Raw genomic sequence first — 19,328 nt, forward strand, 5'->3', positions numbered from 1 at the left:
CCCTCTCCCCCCGGTGGGGGGAGAGGGAGGCAGGGGGCCGGGCAACGCTGCCTGAGCACAGGTGGCTTTGCTTCCCAGCCTCCCAGCGCCCTAGCCTCCCAGCTTTTGAGCGGATACCCGACATGATCGAAAAAATCATCGAATGGTCCATCAACAACAAGTTCATGGTGATCCTGGCCACGGTGTTCGTGATCCTGGGTGGGGTGCTGGCCATGACCAACACCCCCCTGGACGCGATCCCGGACCTCTCCGACGTCCAGGTGATCATCTATACCGAGTACCCGGGCCAGGCGCCCCAGGTGGTGGAGGACCAGGTCACCTACCCGCTGACCACGGCCATGCTGGCGGTGCCCTACGCCAAGGTGGTGCGGGGGTACTCGTTCTTCGGGTTCTCCTTCGTGTACATCATCTTCGAGGACGGCACCGACCTCTACTGGGCCCGAAGCCGGGTGCTCGAGTACCTCAACTTCGTGGCCGGCCGTCTGCCGCCGGGCGTGACCCCCAGCCTGGGCCCGGACGGCACCGGGGTGGGGTGGATCTACGAGTACGTGCTCAAGGACACCACGGGCACCCACGACCTCTCGGAACTCCGGTCCATCCAGGACTGGTACCTGCGCTACGAGCTCACGGCCGTGCCCGGGGTCTCCGAGGTGGCGAGCGTCGGCGGGTTCGTCAAGCAGTACCAGGTGGAGGTGGACCCCAATAAGCTCCTGGCCTACGGCATCCCGATCCAGAAGGTCCGGCGGGCCATCCAGCGGTCCAACAATGACGTGGGCGGCAAGCTCATCGAGATGGGCGAGACCGAGTTCATGGTCCGGGGCAAGGGGTACCTCCGGGGCATCGAGGACCTCGAGCAGATCGCCGTGGGGGTGGACAAGTACGGCACCCCGGTGCTGCTCAAACAGGTGGCCCACGTGCACCTGGGCCCGGAACTCCGGCGCGGCATCCTCGAGTGGAACGGCGAGGGCGAGGCCGTGGGGGGCGTGGTGGTGATGCGGTTCGGGGAGAACGCCCTGGAGGTGATCCGCAGGGTGAAGGAGAGGCTCAAGGACCTGGAAAAGGGCCTGCCCGAGGGGGTGGTGATCGAGACGGGCTACGACCGGTCTGGGCTCATCCAGCGGGCCATCGACACCCTGACGAAAAAGCTCCTGGAGGAGATGACGGTGGTGGCCCTCATCTGCGTCATCTTCCTCCTGCACTTCCGGTCGGCCTTCGTGGCGATCTTTACGCTGCCGGTGGGCATCCTGATGTCGTTTCTGGTGATGTACCCGCTCGGCATCAACGCGAACATCATGAGCCTGGGGGGCATCGCCATCGCCATCGGCGTGATGGTGGACGCCTCGGTGGTGCTCGTCGAAAACGCCCACAAGCACCTGGAGCGGGACCGGGGGCGGAGGCCCCACCTGGAGATCATCCTCGAGGCGTCCAAGGAGGTGGGCCCGGCGCTCTTTTACAGCCTGCTCATCATCACGGTGAGCTTCCTGCCGGTGTTCGCCCTGCAGGAGCAGTCGGGCCGGCTGTTCAAGCCCCTGGCCTACACCAAAACCTTCGCCATGGCGGCCTCGTCGATCCTGGCGGTCACGATCATCCCGGTGCTCATGACGTTTTTCGTGCGCGAGGAGACGTTTTCGCCCGACACCACCCGTCGCCGCCGGTTCTGGACCTGGGTGGGGGCCGTGGTCGGCCCACCGCTCCTGGTGGTGGCCGGGGGGTTGGCCGGGCTCGAACTGCCCGACTGGAGCCTGCTGGCCGCGCTCGCGGTGTCGGCCTTCGCCGTCGTGTGCCTGGTGCCCCAGCGGATGATCCCCGAGGCCCGTAACCCGATCAGCCGGTTCTTCATCCGGCTCTACCTGCCGTTCATCCGGGTGGTCCTCAGGTGGCGGAAAACCACGGTACTGGTGGCGGTGGCCGTGGTGGTGGTGACCTGGTTTCCCCTGAGCCGGCTGGGAAGCGAGTTCATGCCACCCCTGAACGAGGGGGACCTCCTCTACATGCCCACCACCCTCCCGGGGATCTCCATCACCAAGGCGAAGGAGTTGCTCCAGCAGACCGACAAGATCATCCAGAGCTTCCCCGAGGTGCACCACACCCTGGGCAAGATCGGCCGGGCCGAGACGGCCACCGACCCGGCGCCGCTTTCCATGATCGAGACCACGATCATGCTCCGGCCCCCGGTGGAGTACGAGGAGATCCCGGTGCGCCGGTTCTTCTCGGACTGGCCCGGGTGGCTCAAAAAACCCCTGACCCTGATCTGGCCCGAGGTGAAGCGGGGCAAGGTGCTCCACGAGTGGCGCAAGAAAAAGGTGGAGCGGTTCTTCTCGGACTGGCCGGGCTGGCTCAAGAAGCCCCTGGCCCAGATCTGGCCCGAGGAGCGCTACATCACCATCGAGGAACTCGTGGAGGACCTGGACCGGGCCATCCAGTTCCCGGGCCTCACCAACGCCTGGACCATGCCCATCAAGACCCGGATCGACATGCTCTCCACGGGCATCAAGACCCCGGTGGGCATCAAGCTCATGGGCCCCGATCTCCAGGTGCTCTCGGACCTGGGGGCCGAGATCGAGGCCGTGGTGCGGGACATCCCGGGGACCCTTTCGGCCTACTCCGAGCGGGTCACGGGCGGGAACTACGTGGACTTCGAGATCGACCGCAGGGAGATCGCCCGGTACGGGCTCACGGTGCAGGACGTGCAGGACGTGATCATGACCGCCATCGGCGGCATGAACGTGACCTACACGGTGGAGGGGCTGGAGCGCTACCCCGTGAACCTGCGCTACAGCCGGGAACTCCGGGACGACCTGGAGAAGCTCCGGCGGGTGCTCGTGCCCACGCCCACGGGGGCCCAGGTGCCTTTGGGACAGTTGGCCCGGCTCGAGATCAAGAAGGGGCCCCCGGGCATCAAGAGCGAAAACGCCCGGCAGACCGCGTGGATCTACGTGGACCTGAAGGGCGTGGACGTGGGGAGCTACGTGGAGAACGCCAAGAAAATCGTCGAGCGGGAGGTCAAGTTCCCGCCGGGATACTCCATCGTGTGGTCGGGCCAGTACGAGTACATGCAGAAGGCCCGGAAGACCCTGAACGTGATCGTGCCGGTCACCCTGGTGATCATCTTCATCCTGCTCTACGTGCACTTCCACAGCGCCGTGGAGGCCACCATCGTGATGGCGAGCCTGCCCTTCGCCCTGGTGGGCGGGGTGTGGCTGCTCTATCTGCTCAACTACAACCTCTCGGTGGCCGTGACGGTGGGCTTCATCGCCCTGGCCGGGCTCGCCGCCGAGACCGGGGTCGTGATGCTCGTGTACCTGGACGAGACGTTCCACCGCCGGCGGACCCACGGCCTCCTGAACACGACGGGCGATCTCCACGCCTCGATCATCGAGGGTGCCGTGGAGCGCGTGCGGCCCAAGCTCATGACCGTGGCCACCACCCTGATCGGGCTCCTGCCCGTGATGTGGGGCCACGAGACCGGCTCCCAGGTGATGAAGCGGATCGCGGCGCCCATGGTGGGCGGGCTGATCTCCTCGACGATCCTGACCCTGGTGATCATCCCTGCCGTGTACGACATCTGGAAGCGCTGGGAACTCCGGGGCGCCCTGGCCCACGGCCCGGCCACCGACGCCGAGCCGGCGGACGACGCGGAGTAACGGGGCGGGCGCGGCCCGGCCCACGAAAAACCCTGAACCGACGGAGGACGACCCATGAAGCTGATCCGAGCCTACATCCGGGTGGAGCGGGCCGACGAGGTGCTCGACGCGCTGACCCAGGAGGGCATCCTGAACGCCACGCTTACCCACGTGCTCGCCGTGGGGCCGAACCTCGACCCGGACCAGAGCAAGGTGAGCATGGAGTTCGGCCGGCGGGTGAACCGCATGGTGAAGCTGGAACTCATCTGCCCCGACAAGGACGAGGCCAAGATGGTGGAGGTGATCCGGTGCGCGGCCTGCACCGGCCAGCCGGGCGACGGGGTGGTCGCGGTGCAGAACCTGAACCGTCTGGTGAAGATCCGCTCCGGAGCCGAGAGCACCGAGGCGCTGTGACCCGGGGGGCGGGGAGTCCCCGCCCGAAGGCCCTGTGGCGCTAGAGCCGGGAATGCCTTTCGCCGCCCAGCATCCTACCAATCCCTTCAGAAGGATCTCCGGGGGCGGGTGGGGGACTGGTTCCGGCCGGGCGCGAGTGCGGCACCCGATCGCCGCGCCTTCCCATGCCGCTGTGCGCACGACGGGCCGGGGCGGCGGTGGCGGACGTTCCGGATCTTCCACAGCGGTCCGGGCGTGGTGATGGCGCGGCGAGGTGAGGGGCCGCACCCGGCTCTCCACCAGCCCCCCACCTGCTGGTTCCCGTAGCGGCCACGGGGATCTGACAATACTTCCGTCGGCGTGAGTCGTGAACCCTACACCAACATCCCCCTCCCCGGTGGCGGGTTGCCGGGGAGGGCGGACGAACCGGACCCAACCCGCGAAACGGTTTCAAACGAAAAGGAGAAGAAGCCATGCAGAAGCGAACCATCCTCACCCTGGTGGCCCTCGCGGGCCTCGCCCTCGGCACGCCGGCCCTGGCCGATTCGGGCCACGGCTCGATGAAGGGCATGAAGATGGACGACCACGGGTCCATGGGGATGGACCACTCCGAGCACATGGGGGAGGACATCCGGGAGACCAAGGTCAACGGCTACGAACTCGCCTACCACCTGATCGACATGAAAGAGAAGATGGAAGCGATGAAGGGCATGAAGGGTATGTCCATGAAGGGCATGGACATGTCGAAGATGGGCACCCACCACCTCATGGTGTACGTGATGGGCCCGAACGGTGAGAAGGTGACCCAGGGGAAGGCGGGCTACAAGATCGTGGGCCCCGACGGCACCGAGCAGAAGGTCATGTGCATGGCCATGAGCGGCGGGTTCGGGGCCGACGTGAACTTCAAGGCCAAGGGCACCTACACGATCAAGACGAAGATCGTGGCCGGCGACACGACGCTCCTCGACGAGTTCACCTACACGGTGGAGTAGGGCCCCATCGGGTCTCCCCCCCGGCATCCCCTCGCCCCCTCTTCGGCCCGTTCCGGCCGGGGAGGGGGCGCGCTTTTTTTGCGGCACGCTCCCCCGGTTGACTCGGTGAGGGGGCGAGCGTATTCGTATTGTCCTGTGCGATTCGGGAATAGCCGGAGGGTAACGGGCACCAGCGAAAGGAGGAGTGCCATGGACGTACGAGCGCTGAGCGGACGGTGGCGAAGGGCGTGTTTCGGTCTGGGTCTGGCCGCGGTCGTCGGCCTGGCCGCCTGCGGAGGAGGAGGCGGCGGGGACACCGGGGCGGGCGGGGGAGGGCCCCCGGCCGGACAGGCTGCCCTGGACGAGGCGAAGACGGCCTTGGCAAGCGGGGATCTCGAGGGGGCTGCGCAGAAACTCCAGGGCATAGCTCCGGACGAGTTGCCGACCGAGGGAAAGGTGGTGCTCTCGGGCCTCACACTGGCCGAGGTGGTGGAGAATGCCCTCCAGGACCCCGACGACCCCTTGCATGAGTTGCTCGCCCAGGCGGGCTACGAACTCAGCGGCACGTCCCTGTGGGATCTCGAACTCGTTCCCCTTGCCTCCGGTCTCCCTCGAAGGGCGGCCCGGGCCGTGGCACAGGTGGCCGTGGATCCGTCGGCGGCGCAGGCGCTTCTCAGCGATCTGGATGAGGCGTTGGCGCTTCTGGACGGCGTGGGCCCCGGCGTGAATTTCACCCTCACGGTTCAGGGCGACACCGTGGAGGTGGACGACGCCGACGTGTACCTCGGGCGGGCCGTCCTCCAGGGGCTGAAGGGGGTCCTCTCGTTCGCCTTGGCGTACGAGTACACGGGCGATCCGGCCGCCGAGCCGGTGCTCCCGGACGATCTCGCGAACGTTGTCCTCCAAAGCGACGCGTCAGCGCGGCTCGCCACCGCGAAATCGTCCTTTGCGGACGCCCTGGGCAACCTGGACCGGGCCCTCGATGCGCTCACCGGCGAAACCGACGACCAGTCGGACGACCTCTTCACCCTGGATCCGGAGGATGAGGGGTACGTGCCGTTCCTCCAAGAGACGCTCTCGGATCTTGAAACCTCGCTTTCCCAAGGCGGCCATGTACCCATCCGGATTTGGGAGGTCGGGGACGAGTCGTGCGGGTTTGGTTCCACGGAGGGGACTCTGGACTGTTCCGTGTCCGTGTACCTCACGGTGCTGAGCGCCGACCTCTCGGTGCTCTTCGACCAGCCGTTCGAGGGCACCAAGGTCACGCCGGATGCCCAGGGGCAGGCGTACCTCACGTCGTATTTCGAAAGCCTGCTGGGGGACGTCGAGTGGCCCGCGGGCGGCGAACCAGTTGTGTACTTCTGGAGTGCCACGAACGGCACGCGGATTCCCCTCGTCAACGGCGAACCCGTAACCGCCAAGGAATACGTGCAGCGTTCCGGGTCCACCGAGGGGATCACGATCGACCACTATACCTACCAGCGGGAAGCCGACCTTGGCGCGATGTAGGGTGCGTGCGGCGAGCGAACGACGATATCCCGTGGGACGCCATGACCCGTATCCAGGGAGCCGTGGTGGGCACCAGGTTGGATGGAGGGACGGCGGTCACGGGAAGTGACGGGTGCTTCACGCTGATCACGGAAACGGCCGCCACATTCGGGGACTCGGTGCCCTACAACCTTTGGATCGAGGTCTCCGGTTTGCCCGGGTTCGAGAAAACGCACACCTGGGGCGATCACCCCAAGAATCAAAAGTTCGTGTATCGGGAGGGTGACTCGTCCGATCCGTGGAAATTTTACGGGGAGCAGGGACCACAACCCTGACTCCGCGTGCTCGTCCCCTCCCCAGGGGGAGACCCGCGCGAGGGCGGGCCTCCCCCTTCTCGTATCGACGTACCCGGGTCGCCATGACGCGTAGGTCGCTTTTCATGCTCCTCGTTTTGGGCGCCCTCGTCGGTGGGGCGCTCTACTGGTTCCTCGGGAGGCCTCACCCGAGCCCGCGCCACACCCCGGCAACGACGAGGGCGGGTTTCTCCGGTGTGCGCCAGGCGGCCGAGGGGGTGGAGTACGTCGAGGAGGATCCGGGCGGGGGAACGACCCTCGAGATCCGGGCGAAACGCGCCGTGGAGCGCGACGCCAAGGTGTTGGGGTTTTTCCGCACCCCCTTGCGACGCGAGGTGGCGTTGGAGGCGGTTTCCGTGCGCCTTCGATCCCGGACGATCACCCTGGAGGCCTCGGCCCGGCGGGGTACGTTCTCCCCGGGTCGGGGGGCGGTGCGGCTGGCGGGGCAGGTTTCGGTGAGGGTGGACGGCATGGCCGCCGAACCCGAGGAGGCCCTTATCGGCCGGTCCGGCGACGTAGCGTTCCGAGGGCGGGTCTGGGTGCCCCGAAAGGGGCGGGGGCTTGCCGTGGAGGAGGGGTATGCCGGCCCGGTTGACGGCCTCGCGGCCTGGCTGCGGGCCGCGGCAGGGGGGGAGAAGTGAGCGAGGTGATCATCGACTTCCACGCCCACGTGTTCGAGCCCGACCGGGCCTCCGTGGTCTTGGCCGACATGGGCCGTAGGGCCCGGATTCCCCATTACTACGACGGCACGGTGGCCGGCCTGGAACGGGCCATGGACGAGGCCGGGGTGGATCTGGCGGTGGTTTCGCGGATCACGACCCGGGCCGAGCAGGTGGACCGGGTGAACCGGTGGCTGGAAGGCCTGCGAAGCCCCCGGATCGTCCCCCTGGCCACGCTCCACCCCGACCTTCCGGACCCGGAGGCGGAGGTGTGGAGGCTCCGGGACGCCGGGTTCCCGGGGCTCAAGCTCCATCCCGACTACCAGGGGTTCCGGGTGGAGGAGCCCCGGATGTTTCCGGTGTATCGCGCGGCGGCCGAGGCCGGATTGTTCATTCTCTACCACGCGGGTCTCGACCGGGGGCTCCCGGGGTACCCCGTGCACGCGACCCCCCGGGGCCTCCGGGAGGTGCACGAGCGGTTCCCGGAGCTACGGGTCGTAGCGGCCCACATGGGCGGGGAGGACGTGTACGAGGAAACCACGCGCGTACTCCTCGGCACGGGGGTGTACCTCGATACCTCCTTCGTGCTGCGGAAGATGCCGCCCGAGGTGCTGGAACGGTTCTTCGAGCGCCACGGGAGCCGGCGGATCGTGTTCGGCACGGACTATCCCTGGGGCCACCCGGCCGAGGACCGGCGGTACCTGGAGTCGCTTCCGTATCTCACCAAGACGGACCGACGGCGGGTGCTCGGCGGCAACGCCCGGGAGTTGCTGGGAATCGGGTCCTGAACCGCCCGCCTCCGGCGCGGCCCGGCACCCGTCCCGGCGAACGAAAACGGGCAGCCCTTCCCCGGGCTGCCCGTTTCGGCGTTTTCGGCTCAAGAACGCTACCGCCGGCCGCCGCGCCGGTGGTTCCGGCCGCCTTCCTCCAGGCCGTTTCCGCCCGAGGGCTCGTCGGGGTAGAGGGCCGCCTTGCGGGAGAGCTTGATCCGGCCGGTGTTGTCGATGCTGATCACCTTCACCGGCACGGTGTCGCCCTCCTTCATGTAGTCGGTGACCTTGTTCACGCGGTCCTTGTCGATCTCGCTGATGTGCAGCAGCCCGTCGGTGCCCGGGAAGATCTCGACGAAGGCCCCGTAGTCGGTGACCCGGCGCACGATGCCCTCGTACACCCGGCCCACCTCGGCCTCCTGGGTGAGGTCCTCGATCATCTTGATCGCCTTCTTGCACTGCTCCTCGTTGGTGCTGGCGATCATGACGCTGCCGTCGTCCTCGATGTCGATCGAGGTCTGGGTTTCCTGGATGATCTTCCGGATCGTCTTGCCGCCGGGGCCGATCACGTCCTTGATCTTCTCGGGGTTAATCTTGATCACCGTGATCCGCGGGGCGTAGGGCGAGATGTCGGGCCGCGGCGCCGCGATCGCCTTCTCCATCTCCCCCAGAATGTGGAGCCGGCCCTGTCGCGCCTGCTCCAGGGCCTGGCGCATGATCTCGGGGGTGATGCCGGCCACCTTGATGTCCATCTGGAGGGCCGTGATCCCTTCGCGGGTGCCGGCCACCTTGAAATCCATGTCGCCCAGATGGTCCTCGTCGCCCAGGATGTCGGAGAGCACGGCGTACCGGTCGCCCTCGATGATGAGGCCCATGGCGATGCCCGCCACCGGCGCGGCCACGGGGACCCCGGCGTCCATGAGGCTCAGGCTCCCGCCGCACACCGTGGCCATGGAGCTCGACCCGTTGGACTCGAGCACCTCCGACACGACCCGGATCGTGTAGGGGAACGTCTCCTGATCGGGAAGCAGGGGCTCCAGGGCCCGCTCGGCCAGCGCCCCGTGGCCGATCTCCCGCCGGCTCGGGGCCCGGAGGAACCGGGCCTCGCCCACGGAGAACGGCGGGAAGTTGTAGTGGAGCATGAACCGCTTGTAGTACTCGCCCTCCAGGGCGTCGATGAGCTGTTCGTCGCTGGAGGTGCCCAGCGTGGTGACCACCAGGGCCTGGGTCTCACCCCGGGTGAACAGGGCCGAGCCGTGGGTGCGGGGCAGCACCCCCACCTGGCAGTCGATGGGCCGGATGTCCGCGAGGCCCCGGCCGTCGATCCGCCGGCCCTCCTCGAGGATCATCCGCCGCACGTGCCGCTTCGCGAGGTCGTCGAACGCGGCCAGGTACTCCTTCTCCCGCAGGCGCTCCTCCTCGGTGAGGGCCTCGAGTAGGGCCTGCTTGGCCTGGCGGAGGAGGGCGTAACGGGCCTTCTTCCGGGGCTCGTTGTAGGCCGCGACCCCGTGCTCGGCGAAGATCGGGGCCACCCGGGCCTCGATCTCGGGATCGGGCTCCACGGCCGGGACCTCCCTCTTGGGCTTGCCGGCCTCTTCCACCAGCCGGTCCTGGAGTTCCACCAGGCGGCGGATTTCGTCGTGGCCGAGCTCGATGGCCTTGAGCACTTCCTCCTCGGACAGCATCTTGGACCCGCTTTCCACCATGGTCACGGCGTCGCGGGTGCCGGCCACCACCAGGTTGAGCCGGCTGCGCTCGAGCTGCTCCAGGGTGGGGTTCACCACGTACTCGCCGTCCACGTAGCCCACCCGCACGGCCGCGATGGGGCCCTGGAACGGGATGTCCGAGATGGACAGCGCCGCGCTCGCCCCCACGATGCCCAGCACGTCGGGGGAGTTCTGGGAGTCGTGGGAGAGCACCGTGGCGATGATTTGGGTCTCCGACCGGAATCCCTTTGGAAACAGGGGCCGGATCGGGCGGTCGATCAGCCGGGACGCCAGGGTGTCGTAGTCCGGCGGGCGGCCCTCGCGTTTGAAAAAGCCGCCGGGGATCTTCCCGGCGGCAAAGGTCTTGGACTGGAAGTTCACGGTTAGGGGGAAGAAGTCGATGCCTTCCCGGGGTTCCTCGGCGGCGACGGCGGTGACGAGCACGACGGTGCCGCCGTAGCTCACCACCACGGCGCCGTGGGCCTGTCGGGCCATGCGGCCGGTTTCGATGGTGAGGGCTCTGCCCCCGAGGTCGATCTCTACGGTCTTTGTGTCAAACAACGCGATACTCCAACGAAAAGGGGAAGGGGACTGGGAGTTACTTCCGGATCCCGAGCCGGTCGATCAGGGTGCGGTACCGCTCGATGTCCTTCTTCTTCAGGTACTCCAGGAGCCGCCGGCGCTGGCCGACGAGCTTCAGGAGGCCCCGCCGGGACGAGTGGTCCTTGTGGTGGTGCTGGAAGTGCTCGGTCAGATAGTTGATCCGCTCGCTCAAAAGGGCGATCTGGACCTCGGGGGATCCGGTGTCCCCGTCGTGGGTCTGGAACTGCTGGATGATCTCCTGCTTTCGTTCGGGGGTGAGGGCCATCTTCGTATCCTCCTGGTGTTTCCTCGTTTCCGTCAGCACGCCGGCCCCGAGCCGGCACACGAACCCCGCCGAGCGGGGATGAACGCCACTTTTTAGCACAATCGCCGAATCCGGTAAAGGAACCGCCCCGCCGCTCCGACGAACCCGGGTACGGGAAGGACGGCCGCATCCCGATCCTGCCGGCTTCCGACTGGCACGGCGGGGATCGCCCCCAATTCCGGAGGCCCCTTGCCCCGCCCGCCAGCGAGAGCACCGGCGCCTACCCCGTGGCAGTGTATCGCGAACAGGCCGTGCCTCGTGGCCTACGAGAGCTTCCGAGCGTTCCCGCCTTCCGGCCCCCCCACCACCTTCGTGGGCCACAGGAGCCCCGCGTCGGCCCGGGCCACGGCGAGGAGGGTCCCATCCGGGCCGAACACGGCAAGGGCCGGGGCGTCCGGCCCCTCCCACGGTACGGCGGTTCCGTGGAGGATCCGCTGGGCCTCGGCCGGGCCCACGTCGGCCCGGGGCAGGGCCGCGACCATGCGCTCGGGCGGAAGCACCCGATCCCAGGCGTCGGGCCCCAGCCGCTCCACCTCCTCGAGGTCCATCGCCTCGTCGAGGCCGAAGGGCCCCGAGCGGGTGCGCACGAGCTCCCAGAGCACGGCCCCAGACCCGGCGGCCGCGCCGATGTCCCGGGCGAGCGACCGTACGTAGGTCCCGGCCGAGCACTCGACCTCCAGGTCGAGGTCGGGGGGACGCCAGGCCACCAGATCGAGCCGGAAAATCTCCACGGTCCGCGGCGGCGGGGCGACCTCCTCCCCCCGCCGCGCCTTCCGGTAGAGGGCCTCGCCCCCCACCTTGATGGCGGAGTGGGCCGGGGGAACCTGGGTGATGCGGCCCCGGAACCGGGCCAGAAGGGCCTCGAGTTCGGCGAGGTCGAGGGGGGGCACCGGGGCCGAGCGCAGGAGTTCCCCGGTGCGGTCGAGGGTGTCCCGCTCCTCCCCGAGCCGGACGCGGGCGCGGTAGGTCTTGGGATGCCCCACCAGGTACTCGAGGAGCCGGGTGGCCCGGCCGAGCCCTACCAGGAGCACCCCCGAGGCGAACGGATCCAGGGTGCCGGCGTGGCCCGCCTTGTCCGCTCCCAGGGCGCGCCGGACCCGGGCGACCGTGGTGTGTGACGTGGGGCCGGGGGGCTTTCGGACGACCAGCAGGCCCGCGCCGGGTACACTCATCCGGCTTCGCGCCGCCGCAGAAGCAGGTCGTCCCACGCCGCCTCGACCCGGTCGAAGATCTGCTGCCGGATCTCGGCGGCGGTGCCCTCGATGGTCGCGCCGGCGGCGTTCCGGTGGCCACCGCCCCCGAACTCGCTTGCGATCTCGGCAACGTCGATCCGGCCCTTGGACCGGAACGCCACCCGGTACCTCCCGTCGGCCTCCTCCCGGAGCAGGAATCCCACCTCCACCCCGTACACCGACCGGGGGTAGTTGACGAACCCTTCCACGTCCTCGACCCCGGTGTGGGTGGCCCGGAACATCTCCCGGGTCACCGTGACACAGGCCGCTTTGTCCCGGGGCGAAAGCTCCAGGGTCTCGAGCACCCGGCTCAGGAGGCGCAGTCGGTTGACCGGCTGCTGGTCGTATACCATCTGGGCCACCCAGGAGGGGTCCACGCCCCGGTTCACCATGCGGGAGGCGATCTCGAAGGCGCGGGCGTTCGCGTTGGAGAACCGGAAGCAACCCGTGTCGGTCAGGATGGCCGTGTAGATGTTGGTGGCCGCCGTGAACCCCACGGGCACCTGCAGGGCCTGGAGCACCTCGTACACCAGTTCGGCCGTGGCGCAGGCCCCGGGGTCCACCAGGTTGGCCTGGCCGAACTCCCCGTTGCCCGGGTGGTGATCGATGTTGACCCAGCGGGCCCCGCGCAGCGGTTCGAGGTCGAGCCCGGGCCGGTCGGGGTTGCCGCAGTCCAGGAACACGACGGTGTCGTAGCCCCCGTCCTCCGGGAGGAGCGCCACCCGCTCGGCGAGCGGAAGCCACAGCAGGTTCGCCGGCACTCCGTCCACGTTCACCACGTCGCATGTCTTCCCCAGGGCCAAAAGGCCCGAGAGAAGGGCGAGCGACGAGCCCACGGCGTCACCGTCCGGGTTCTTATGGGACAGCAGGAGCACGCGCCGGGCCGACAGCAGGGCCCGGCGGACCTCAACGATCCGGGTTTTCCGCGTCATCGGCGATGTCCTCGATGGCGGCCTGGGTGCGAAGCCCCCGCTCGAAGGCCTCGTCGTAGACGAACTTGAGGTCCGGCACCACCTTGATGCGCATGCGCATTCCCACCGCGCGCCGCACAAAGGCCCGGGCGCTGTCGAGGCCCCGTTGGGTCTCGGCCCGCTGGGCCTCGTCGCCCAGCACGGTGTAATACACGCGGGCGTGGCGCAGGTCGGCGCTCACCCGGACCCCGGTCACGGTCACGAACCCCACGCGGGGGTCCTTGAGTTCCCGTTCCAGGACCCAGGCGATCTCGTGGTGAAGCAGGTCCGCCACGCGGCGGGTTCGTCGGGTTTCCATGGGCTCTGCTGAAACGCTGGGAGGCTGGGAGGCTTGGAGGCTAGGAAGCCAATTCCCCGCCTTGTCCAAATGGCCGCGGTCCGACGTCGGCGCAATCTCCACCGTTGGGTCCGGGGCCGACGGACGTCAGAAGTGGACGAACTCCCGGTCCACCGAGAGGATCTGGGCCAGGTGTTGGTCCTCCACGAACCGGAGCACGCCCTCCACCACCCGGTCGGCCACCTCGGCCGATCCGGACACCACGGCGAATCCGATGGTGGCCCGCTGGTGGAGGTCGAGGCTGTCCACCTCGGCCACGCTCACGGGGAACTGGTTTCGCACCCGATCCACCACCCGACGCACGACCGAGCGCTTCTCCTTGAGGCTCCGGGCCTCCGGAATATAGAGATCGAACCGGGCGACGCCGATGACCACGGCTCCCGTCCTAGTCCTCGCCCCGGGCCTTCTCTTCCACCACGTAGAACTCGACGACGTCCCCCTCCTTGATGTCGTTGAAGTTCTGGATGGAAAGCCCGCACTCCATCCCCTCGCGCACCTCGCGCACGTCGTCCTTGAACCGCTTGAGGCTTGCGAGCTGGCCCTCGTACACGACCACGTTGTCGCGCAGGAGCCGCACCCGGGCGGAGCGCTGGGCCACGCCCTGGGTGACGTAGCACCCCGCCACGGTGCCCACCTTGGGGACCCGGAACAGTTGGCGCACCTCGGCGCGGCCGAGCACCTTCTCCTCGACGGTGGGGGCCAGGAGTCCCTGGACCGCCTTGTTGAGGTCGTCGATCGCCTCGTAGATCACGTTGTAGACGCGCACGTCCACCCCCTGCTGTTCGGCCAGTTGGGCCGCCTTGGCCTCGGGGCGCACGTTAAACCCGATGACGATCGCTTCGGAGGCCGCCGCCAGGTTCACGTCGTTCTCGGTGATGCCCCCCACCGCGCCGTGGATCACCCGCACCCGCACCTCTTCGGTGGAGCACTCCTCCAGGGCCTTGGTGAGAGCTTCGACCGAGCCCTGCACGTCCGCCTTGACGATGAGGTTGAGGTCCTTGACCTCGCCCTCGGCCAGCCGGGCGTGGAGGTCTTCAAGGCTGACCTTCCGGGTCTTGGCCATCTCCTCCTGGCGGGCCTTCTCGGCGCGGCGGGCCGCGATCTGTTTGGCCACCCGCTCGCTCTCCACCACCTGGAACGCCTCGCCCGCGGTGGGCACGCCCCCGAGCCCCAGGATCTCGACGGGAATCGCGGGGCCGGCCTCCTTGACCCGCTTGCCCTGGTCGTTGATGAGGGCCCGGATCCGGCCGTAGTGCTGGCCGGCGAGCACCACGTCGCCGACCTTGAGGGTGCCGTCCTGCACGAGCACCGTGGCCACCGGGCCTCGGCCCCGGTCCACCCTGGACTCGATCACCACGCCCCGAGCCGGCTTGTTGGGGTTGGCCTTGAGGTCCATGAGCTCGGCCTGGAGCGCGATCATCTCGAGGAGGTCGTCGATGCCGGTGCGGTTCTTGGCCGACACCGGTACGCAGATCACGTCGCCGCCCCATTCCTCGGGCACCAAGCCGTGCTCGGTGAGTTGGCGCTTCACCCGGTCGGGGTCGGCGTCGGGCTTGTCCATCTTGTTGATGGCGACGATGATGGGAACCCCGGCGGCCTTGGAGTGGTCGATGGCCTCGATGGTCTGGGGCATGATGCCGTCGTCGGCCGCCACCACCAGCACCGTAATGTCGGTGACCTTGGCGCCCCGGGCCCGAAGGGCGGTGAACGCCTCGTGGCCGGGGGTGTCGAGGAACACGAGCTTCCCGCGGCTCGTCTCCACCTCGTAGGCGCCGATGTGCTGGGTGATCCCGCCGGCCTCCCGGTCGGCCACCCGGGTTTCCCGGATCGCGTCGAGGAGCGAGGTCTTGCCGTGGTCCACGTGGCCCATAACCGTGACAACGGGGGGCCTGGGCTTCAGGTCCTCGGGCCGGTCCTCGGCCTGGGCCAGCATCTCCTCCTCGCCCACCTGGTAGCTCTCCACCTCGTAGCCGAACTCCGAGGCCACTAGGGCCGCGGTGTCCACGTCGATGGTCTGGTTGATGGTGGCGAGCACCCCCAGGCCCATGAGCTGGCGGATGAGCTCGGTGGCCTTCACGCCCATCCGCTGGCTCAGGTCGGAGACCGTGATGACCTCGCCGATCCGGATTTTGCGCTTCTGGGCCTTGGGGGCCACCGTGCTGAGCGGCTGGGGGGCGGCCTTCTTCTGGGGCCTGCCCCGGGCCTCCTCGCGCCTGGCCTTCTTGCCCTTCTTGCCCTTCTGGGCCTTGCGGGCGGCCTTGGCGGCCTCGCGCTCCTCCTTGGACATCTGGTAGGAGGGCGGCGGAGGGGCCGGTTGCTCCGGCAGATGGTGGATGAACCGCACCACCTTGAGCTTGAACCGCTCCTCCCCCTCGGATTCCTCCTTGGCGGCTTCGGCGGCCTCCTCCGGTTCCTTCTCGGCGGCTTCCTCGGCGGGTTGCTCCGCAGCGGCCTCCGCGGCTTCGGCCGGTTCGGCCCGGGCCTCGCCCTCGGCTTCCGGCGCCGGCGCCTCCTCGGATGGGGCCGGTTCGGCGGGTGCGGTTTCTACCACGGGGGCGGGTTCGGGCTCCGGTTGGGCCTCGGCGGGTTCCGCAGGGGCCGCCTCGGCTGCGGCCTCCTCGGGCTCTTCCTTCTTCCGGCGTCGCCGGCGGACCACCTTACCCGGCTTCGGGGCGGCGGGCTTCTCCTCTTCGGCCTCACCGGCGCCCAGCGTCTTCAACGCCGGCTGGAGTTCGGCCTCGTCCACCGGGGACAGGTGGCTTCGGACCTTCACCCCGAGTTCCGTCAGCGCGTTGAGGAGATCCTGGACCTCGACCCCGTGCTTCTTTGCCGCTTCGAATACCCGAATCTTCGCCATTCCCGCCTTCCTACCAGGGAAGAGTGGTTTCTGATACCCCGTGGGGAGCCCTCCCGGTCCGGTGGGGCTTTACTCCTGCGCCGGCGGTTCCTCCGCGGCGTCCTCCTCGGTTCCGGCCGCCGCCTCTTCGGCCGGGCTCTCCGGTTGCGATTCCTCCGGTTCGGCCTCCGCCCCCTCCTGTTCCTGGCTCGTGGCCGCAATCAGTTCCGCCTCGAAGGCCTTGCGGGCCGCCTCGCGTAGGAGTTCGGCCTCCTCGGTCTCGATGCCGAGCGCCTCGCAGAGCTTCGGGATCGGCACCTTGGAGAGATCCTCCTGGGTGTGCACGTCGATCCGGCCGAGCAGGGCCACCTTGAGGGGGTCCATGCCGGGAAGCTGGAGCATCTTACCCCGTTCCTCCTCCCGGCGCCGGGCCTCCTGCTCGGTGATGATGTCGAGCCTCCAGCCCATGAGCTTCGCCGCGAGCTTGACGTTCTGGCCGCGGCGGCCGATCGCGAGGCTCAGTTGGTCCTCGGGCACGATCACGGTCATGGTCTGGCGCTCCTCGTCCACCAGCACCCGGGAGATCTGGGCGGGGGAGAGGGCGTTGGCGGCGAACAGGGCGGGCTCCTCGTTCCACACCACGATGTCGATGCGCTCGCCCTTGAGTTCCTGGACCACGGCGCGCACCCGGCTCCCGCGCACCCCGACGCAGGCGCCCACGGGGTCCACGTCGGGGTCATGGGACACCACCGCCAGCTTGGCCCGTTCGCCCGGGTCGCGGGCGCAGCCCTTGATCTCGATGATGCCCTCGCGGATCTCGGGCACCTCGGCCTCGAAGAGCTTCTTCACGAAATCGGGATGGGTCCGGGAGAGCACAAGTTGGGGGCCCCGGGACTCCTTCTGCACCTTGAGCAGTAGCGCCCGGATCCGGTCGCCCTGGCGGTAGTTCTCGCTGCGGATCTGCTCCGAGTGGGGGAGCACGGCGTCGGTGCGGCCGAGGTTCACGATGATGTCGCCCCGCTCGAACCGCTGGACGATGCCGTTGATGATCTCGCCCCGGCGGTCGATGAACTCGTTGTAGATGAGCTCCCGCTCGGCCTCCCGCACCTTCTGGATGATGACCTGCTTGGCCACCTGGGCCGTGATCCGGCCCATGTCGCGAAACTCCAGGGGGATGCCGAGTTCGTCGCCCACCTCGCACTCGGGGTCGTACTTTTCCCGGGCCTCCTGGAGGCTGATCTGGGTGTAGGAGTCCTCCACCTCCTCCACCACGGTCATGTACTCCAGGATCTCCACCTGCCCGGTTTCCTCGTTGAACTGGGCCTCGATGTTCCGGTTGCCCAACTGCCGCCGGGCGGCCGTGGCCATGGCCTGCTCCAGGGCGTCGATCAGGACCTCCCGATCGATTCCCTTCTCCCGGACGACTTGATCGATGACGCGGTTCAGATCTTTCATGGTTTCCCCGTACGGTCTCGTGTGTCCCTTGTCGCGGCGCCTCAGAACCGGATTTCCGGGTCGAGTTGCGCCTCCCGGACGATCTCGAGCGGGATCTCCACCGTCCCGCCGCCGTGCTCCTCCACCCGCACCGACCGGCCGTCGGCCGAAAGCCCGGCGTTCGTGCCCCGGAAGGTTTTTCTTCCCTCGAGGGCCGTCGTCGTCTTCACCACCACCCGTTCCCCGGCGAACCGGTCGAAGTGCTCGGGCCGGGTCAGGGGCCGTCGGATGCCCGGGCTCGACACCTCGAGCACGTAGGCCCCACGGATCGGGTCGGCCACGTCCATGTGGGCGCTCAGTTCCCGGCTCAGCCGGGCACACTCGTCCAGGGTGATCCCGCCGGGGCGGTCCGCAAGAACGCGCAGCACCAGCCGGCCGGCCTCGGTGCGAAGCCGCAGGTCCACCAGCTCGTAGCCGGCGTCCTCCACCACCGGGCCCAGGAGGCCCACGAGTTCGGTTTCCTTTGCGCTTCTGTGCATAGCCGGGCCGAAACGAAAAAAGTGGGCGAATGGCCCACTTCGGAGTGCCTCGAAGCGAAGAGCGAAAGGGTATCAGCGAAAGCGTTTTGTGTAAAGGCGAAAATTCACAGGCCCACCCACCCGAGCGCCTGGAACGACCAGGCCACGAGCAGGGTGCCCACGAGGCAGATGCCCAAGTACAGGGCGAGAAGGCGCGGCCGAAAGAGGGTCACGAACACGCCCATCACCGGAAGGGCGGTGACCGGTCCGCCCACCAGGAACGCCATGCCGGCGGCGCGGGACACGGCCAGGTCGCTGAACCCGAACAGGATCGCCGTGGCGGTGATCTGGGTGATGTGAAGGGGCACCACGGCCACCGTGAGGCCCAGCACGGACAGGGGACTCCCCGAGACGAGGAGCCGGTCGATCCACTCGTTGGGCACGTACCGCTGGGCCACCACGGAGATGAGGAGCCCCAGGAGCACGTATTTCCCCACCTTGACCCCGCCCTCCCAGGCCTTGGCCAGGTACACGAGCACGGGGTGCCCGCCGCGGGCCTCGACCCGCTTGCTCAGCATCTCGTTGCAGTGGCAGCGAAGGATCTCCTCGGGGTAATCGGGGTCGTGGAAGTTTCCCTGGGGCAGTTCCTTGCGGAACAGGGTCTCGAGCCGGAGCCCCCGGGTCTCGAACCAGTGGGTCACCATGCCGGCGAAGAGCCCCATGAGCACCGCGGCGGCGAGTTCGGCGTTGGCCCAGTATGGCCCCAGATTCTTCACCGCCAGGGTGTACCCGGCCGGGCTCATGAGGGGCGAGGTGACCAGAAGGCTCATGGCCGGCGCGAGCGGCAGCCCCCCGAGGATCAGGCTGATCGTGAGCGGCAGGATGCCGCAGGCGCACAGGGGGCTCACCACCCCCAGCACCGTGGCGATCAGGACGGCCCACGGCCCGTAGCGCGTGAGCGTCCGGCGGATCTTGAGGTGCCACTTCTTCGTGCGGATCCAGGCCTCCAGGGCCACCCCGACAAGGAAGTAGGGCCAGATCTCCGCGATCTCGGCCAGCAGGTCTTGGCCGATCCCGGCCAGTTCGTGCGGTATCGTCATGGGCTCAAGGGTCTTCGGCCCCCGCCGGGG

General features: G+C 68.4%; 16 protein-coding genes. 6 read left to right on the plus strand and 10 right to left on the minus strand.

Features of this window, described 5'->3' with window-relative positions; genetic code table 11:
- The first annotated feature begins 122 nt into the window (after positions 1 to 122).
- From ACY0I8_RS02315 to ACY0I8_RS02340, 6 genes are all read left to right on the plus strand, one after another.
- Positions 123 to 3,644, plus strand: a complete 3,522-nt coding sequence (locus tag ACY0I8_RS02315) for an efflux RND transporter permease subunit (RefSeq protein ID WP_461393415.1) — start codon at positions 123 to 125, stop codon at positions 3,642 to 3,644.
- Between the two features lie 54 nt (positions 3,645 to 3,698).
- On the plus strand, positions 3,699 to 4,037 hold the full coding sequence (locus ACY0I8_RS02320) for a P-II family nitrogen regulator (RefSeq protein ID WP_461393416.1): 339 nt from the start codon (positions 3,699 to 3,701) through the stop codon (positions 4,035 to 4,037).
- Positions 4,038 to 4,489: 452 nt separating this feature from the next.
- Positions 4,490 to 5,008 carry a hypothetical protein gene (locus ACY0I8_RS02325; protein ID WP_461393417.1) on the plus strand — a complete coding sequence of 173 codons (519 nt, stop codon included), beginning with the start codon at positions 4,490 to 4,492 and terminating at the stop codon, positions 5,006 to 5,008.
- A gap of 189 nt (positions 5,009 to 5,197) precedes the next feature.
- Positions 5,198 to 6,496 (plus strand): hypothetical protein, encoded by a 1,299-nt coding sequence (locus tag ACY0I8_RS02330; RefSeq protein ID WP_461393418.1) that lies wholly within the window; start codon positions 5,198 to 5,200, stop codon positions 6,494 to 6,496.
- A 418-nt stretch (positions 6,497 to 6,914) separates the two neighbouring features.
- Positions 6,915 to 7,469: an LptA/OstA family protein gene (locus ACY0I8_RS02335; protein ID WP_461393419.1), complete on the plus strand. Its 555-nt coding sequence runs from the start codon at positions 6,915 to 6,917 to the stop codon at positions 7,467 to 7,469.
- Entirely contained in the window at positions 7,466 to 8,275 is an 810-nt protein-coding gene (locus ACY0I8_RS02340) for an amidohydrolase family protein (protein ID WP_461393420.1), read from the plus strand. Before ACY0I8_RS02335 ends, ACY0I8_RS02340 begins: the two co-directional genes overlap by 4 nt.
- Positions 8,276 to 8,373: 98 nt before the next feature.
- Here ACY0I8_RS02340 and pnp read toward each other — a convergent pair whose 3' ends face one another.
- The 10 genes from pnp to ACY0I8_RS02390 form a co-directional block, all read right to left on the minus strand.
- A complete protein-coding gene (gene pnp / locus ACY0I8_RS02345; RefSeq protein WP_461393421.1) occupies positions 8,374 to 10,524 on the minus strand; it encodes a polyribonucleotide nucleotidyltransferase in 2,151 nt (716 codons plus the stop codon).
- 37 nt (positions 10,525 to 10,561) lie between these two features.
- Positions 10,562 to 10,831, minus strand: a complete 270-nt coding sequence (gene rpsO, locus ACY0I8_RS02350) for a 30S ribosomal protein S15 (protein WP_459940365.1) — start codon at positions 10,829 to 10,831, stop codon at positions 10,562 to 10,564.
- Between the two features lie 302 nt (positions 10,832 to 11,133).
- Positions 11,134 to 12,042 (minus strand): tRNA pseudouridine(55) synthase TruB, encoded by a 909-nt coding sequence (gene truB, locus ACY0I8_RS02355; RefSeq protein ID WP_461393422.1) that lies wholly within the window; start codon positions 12,040 to 12,042, stop codon positions 11,134 to 11,136.
- Positions 12,039 to 13,034 carry a DHH family phosphoesterase gene (locus ACY0I8_RS02360; protein ID WP_461393423.1) on the minus strand — a complete coding sequence of 332 codons (996 nt, stop codon included), beginning with the start codon at positions 13,032 to 13,034 and terminating at the stop codon, positions 12,039 to 12,041. Before ACY0I8_RS02360 ends, truB begins: the two co-directional genes overlap by 4 nt.
- Positions 13,009 to 13,371: a 30S ribosome-binding factor RbfA gene (gene rbfA, locus ACY0I8_RS02365; RefSeq protein ID WP_461393424.1), complete on the minus strand. Its 363-nt coding sequence runs from the start codon at positions 13,369 to 13,371 to the stop codon at positions 13,009 to 13,011. The genes ACY0I8_RS02360 and rbfA overlap by 26 nt, the downstream gene beginning before the upstream one ends.
- 126 nt (positions 13,372 to 13,497) lie before the next feature.
- The gene (locus ACY0I8_RS02370; protein ID WP_461393425.1) at positions 13,498 to 13,785 is read right to left on the minus strand and encodes a DUF503 domain-containing protein; all 288 of its coding nucleotides are present in this window, start codon (positions 13,783 to 13,785) and stop codon (positions 13,498 to 13,500) included.
- A gap of 10 nt (positions 13,786 to 13,795) precedes the next feature.
- Positions 13,796 to 16,267, minus strand: a complete 2,472-nt coding sequence (gene infB / locus ACY0I8_RS02375; RefSeq protein ID WP_461393426.1) for a translation initiation factor IF-2 — start codon at positions 16,265 to 16,267, stop codon at positions 13,796 to 13,798.
- Between the two features lie 69 nt (positions 16,268 to 16,336).
- Positions 16,337 to 17,701, minus strand: a complete 1,365-nt coding sequence (gene nusA, locus ACY0I8_RS02380; RefSeq protein WP_461393427.1) for a transcription termination factor NusA — start codon at positions 17,699 to 17,701, stop codon at positions 16,337 to 16,339.
- A 41-nt stretch (positions 17,702 to 17,742) separates the two neighbouring features.
- Positions 17,743 to 18,189, minus strand: a complete 447-nt coding sequence (locus tag ACY0I8_RS02385; RefSeq protein ID WP_461393428.1) for a ribosome maturation factor RimP — start codon at positions 18,187 to 18,189, stop codon at positions 17,743 to 17,745.
- A 134-nt stretch (positions 18,190 to 18,323) separates the two neighbouring features.
- Positions 18,324 to 19,298: a permease gene (locus ACY0I8_RS02390; protein WP_461393429.1), complete on the minus strand. Its 975-nt coding sequence runs from the start codon at positions 19,296 to 19,298 to the stop codon at positions 18,324 to 18,326.
- Positions 19,299 to 19,328 lie beyond the last annotated feature (30 nt).

It is taken from the genome of Deferrisoma sp. (assembly GCF_054681715.1).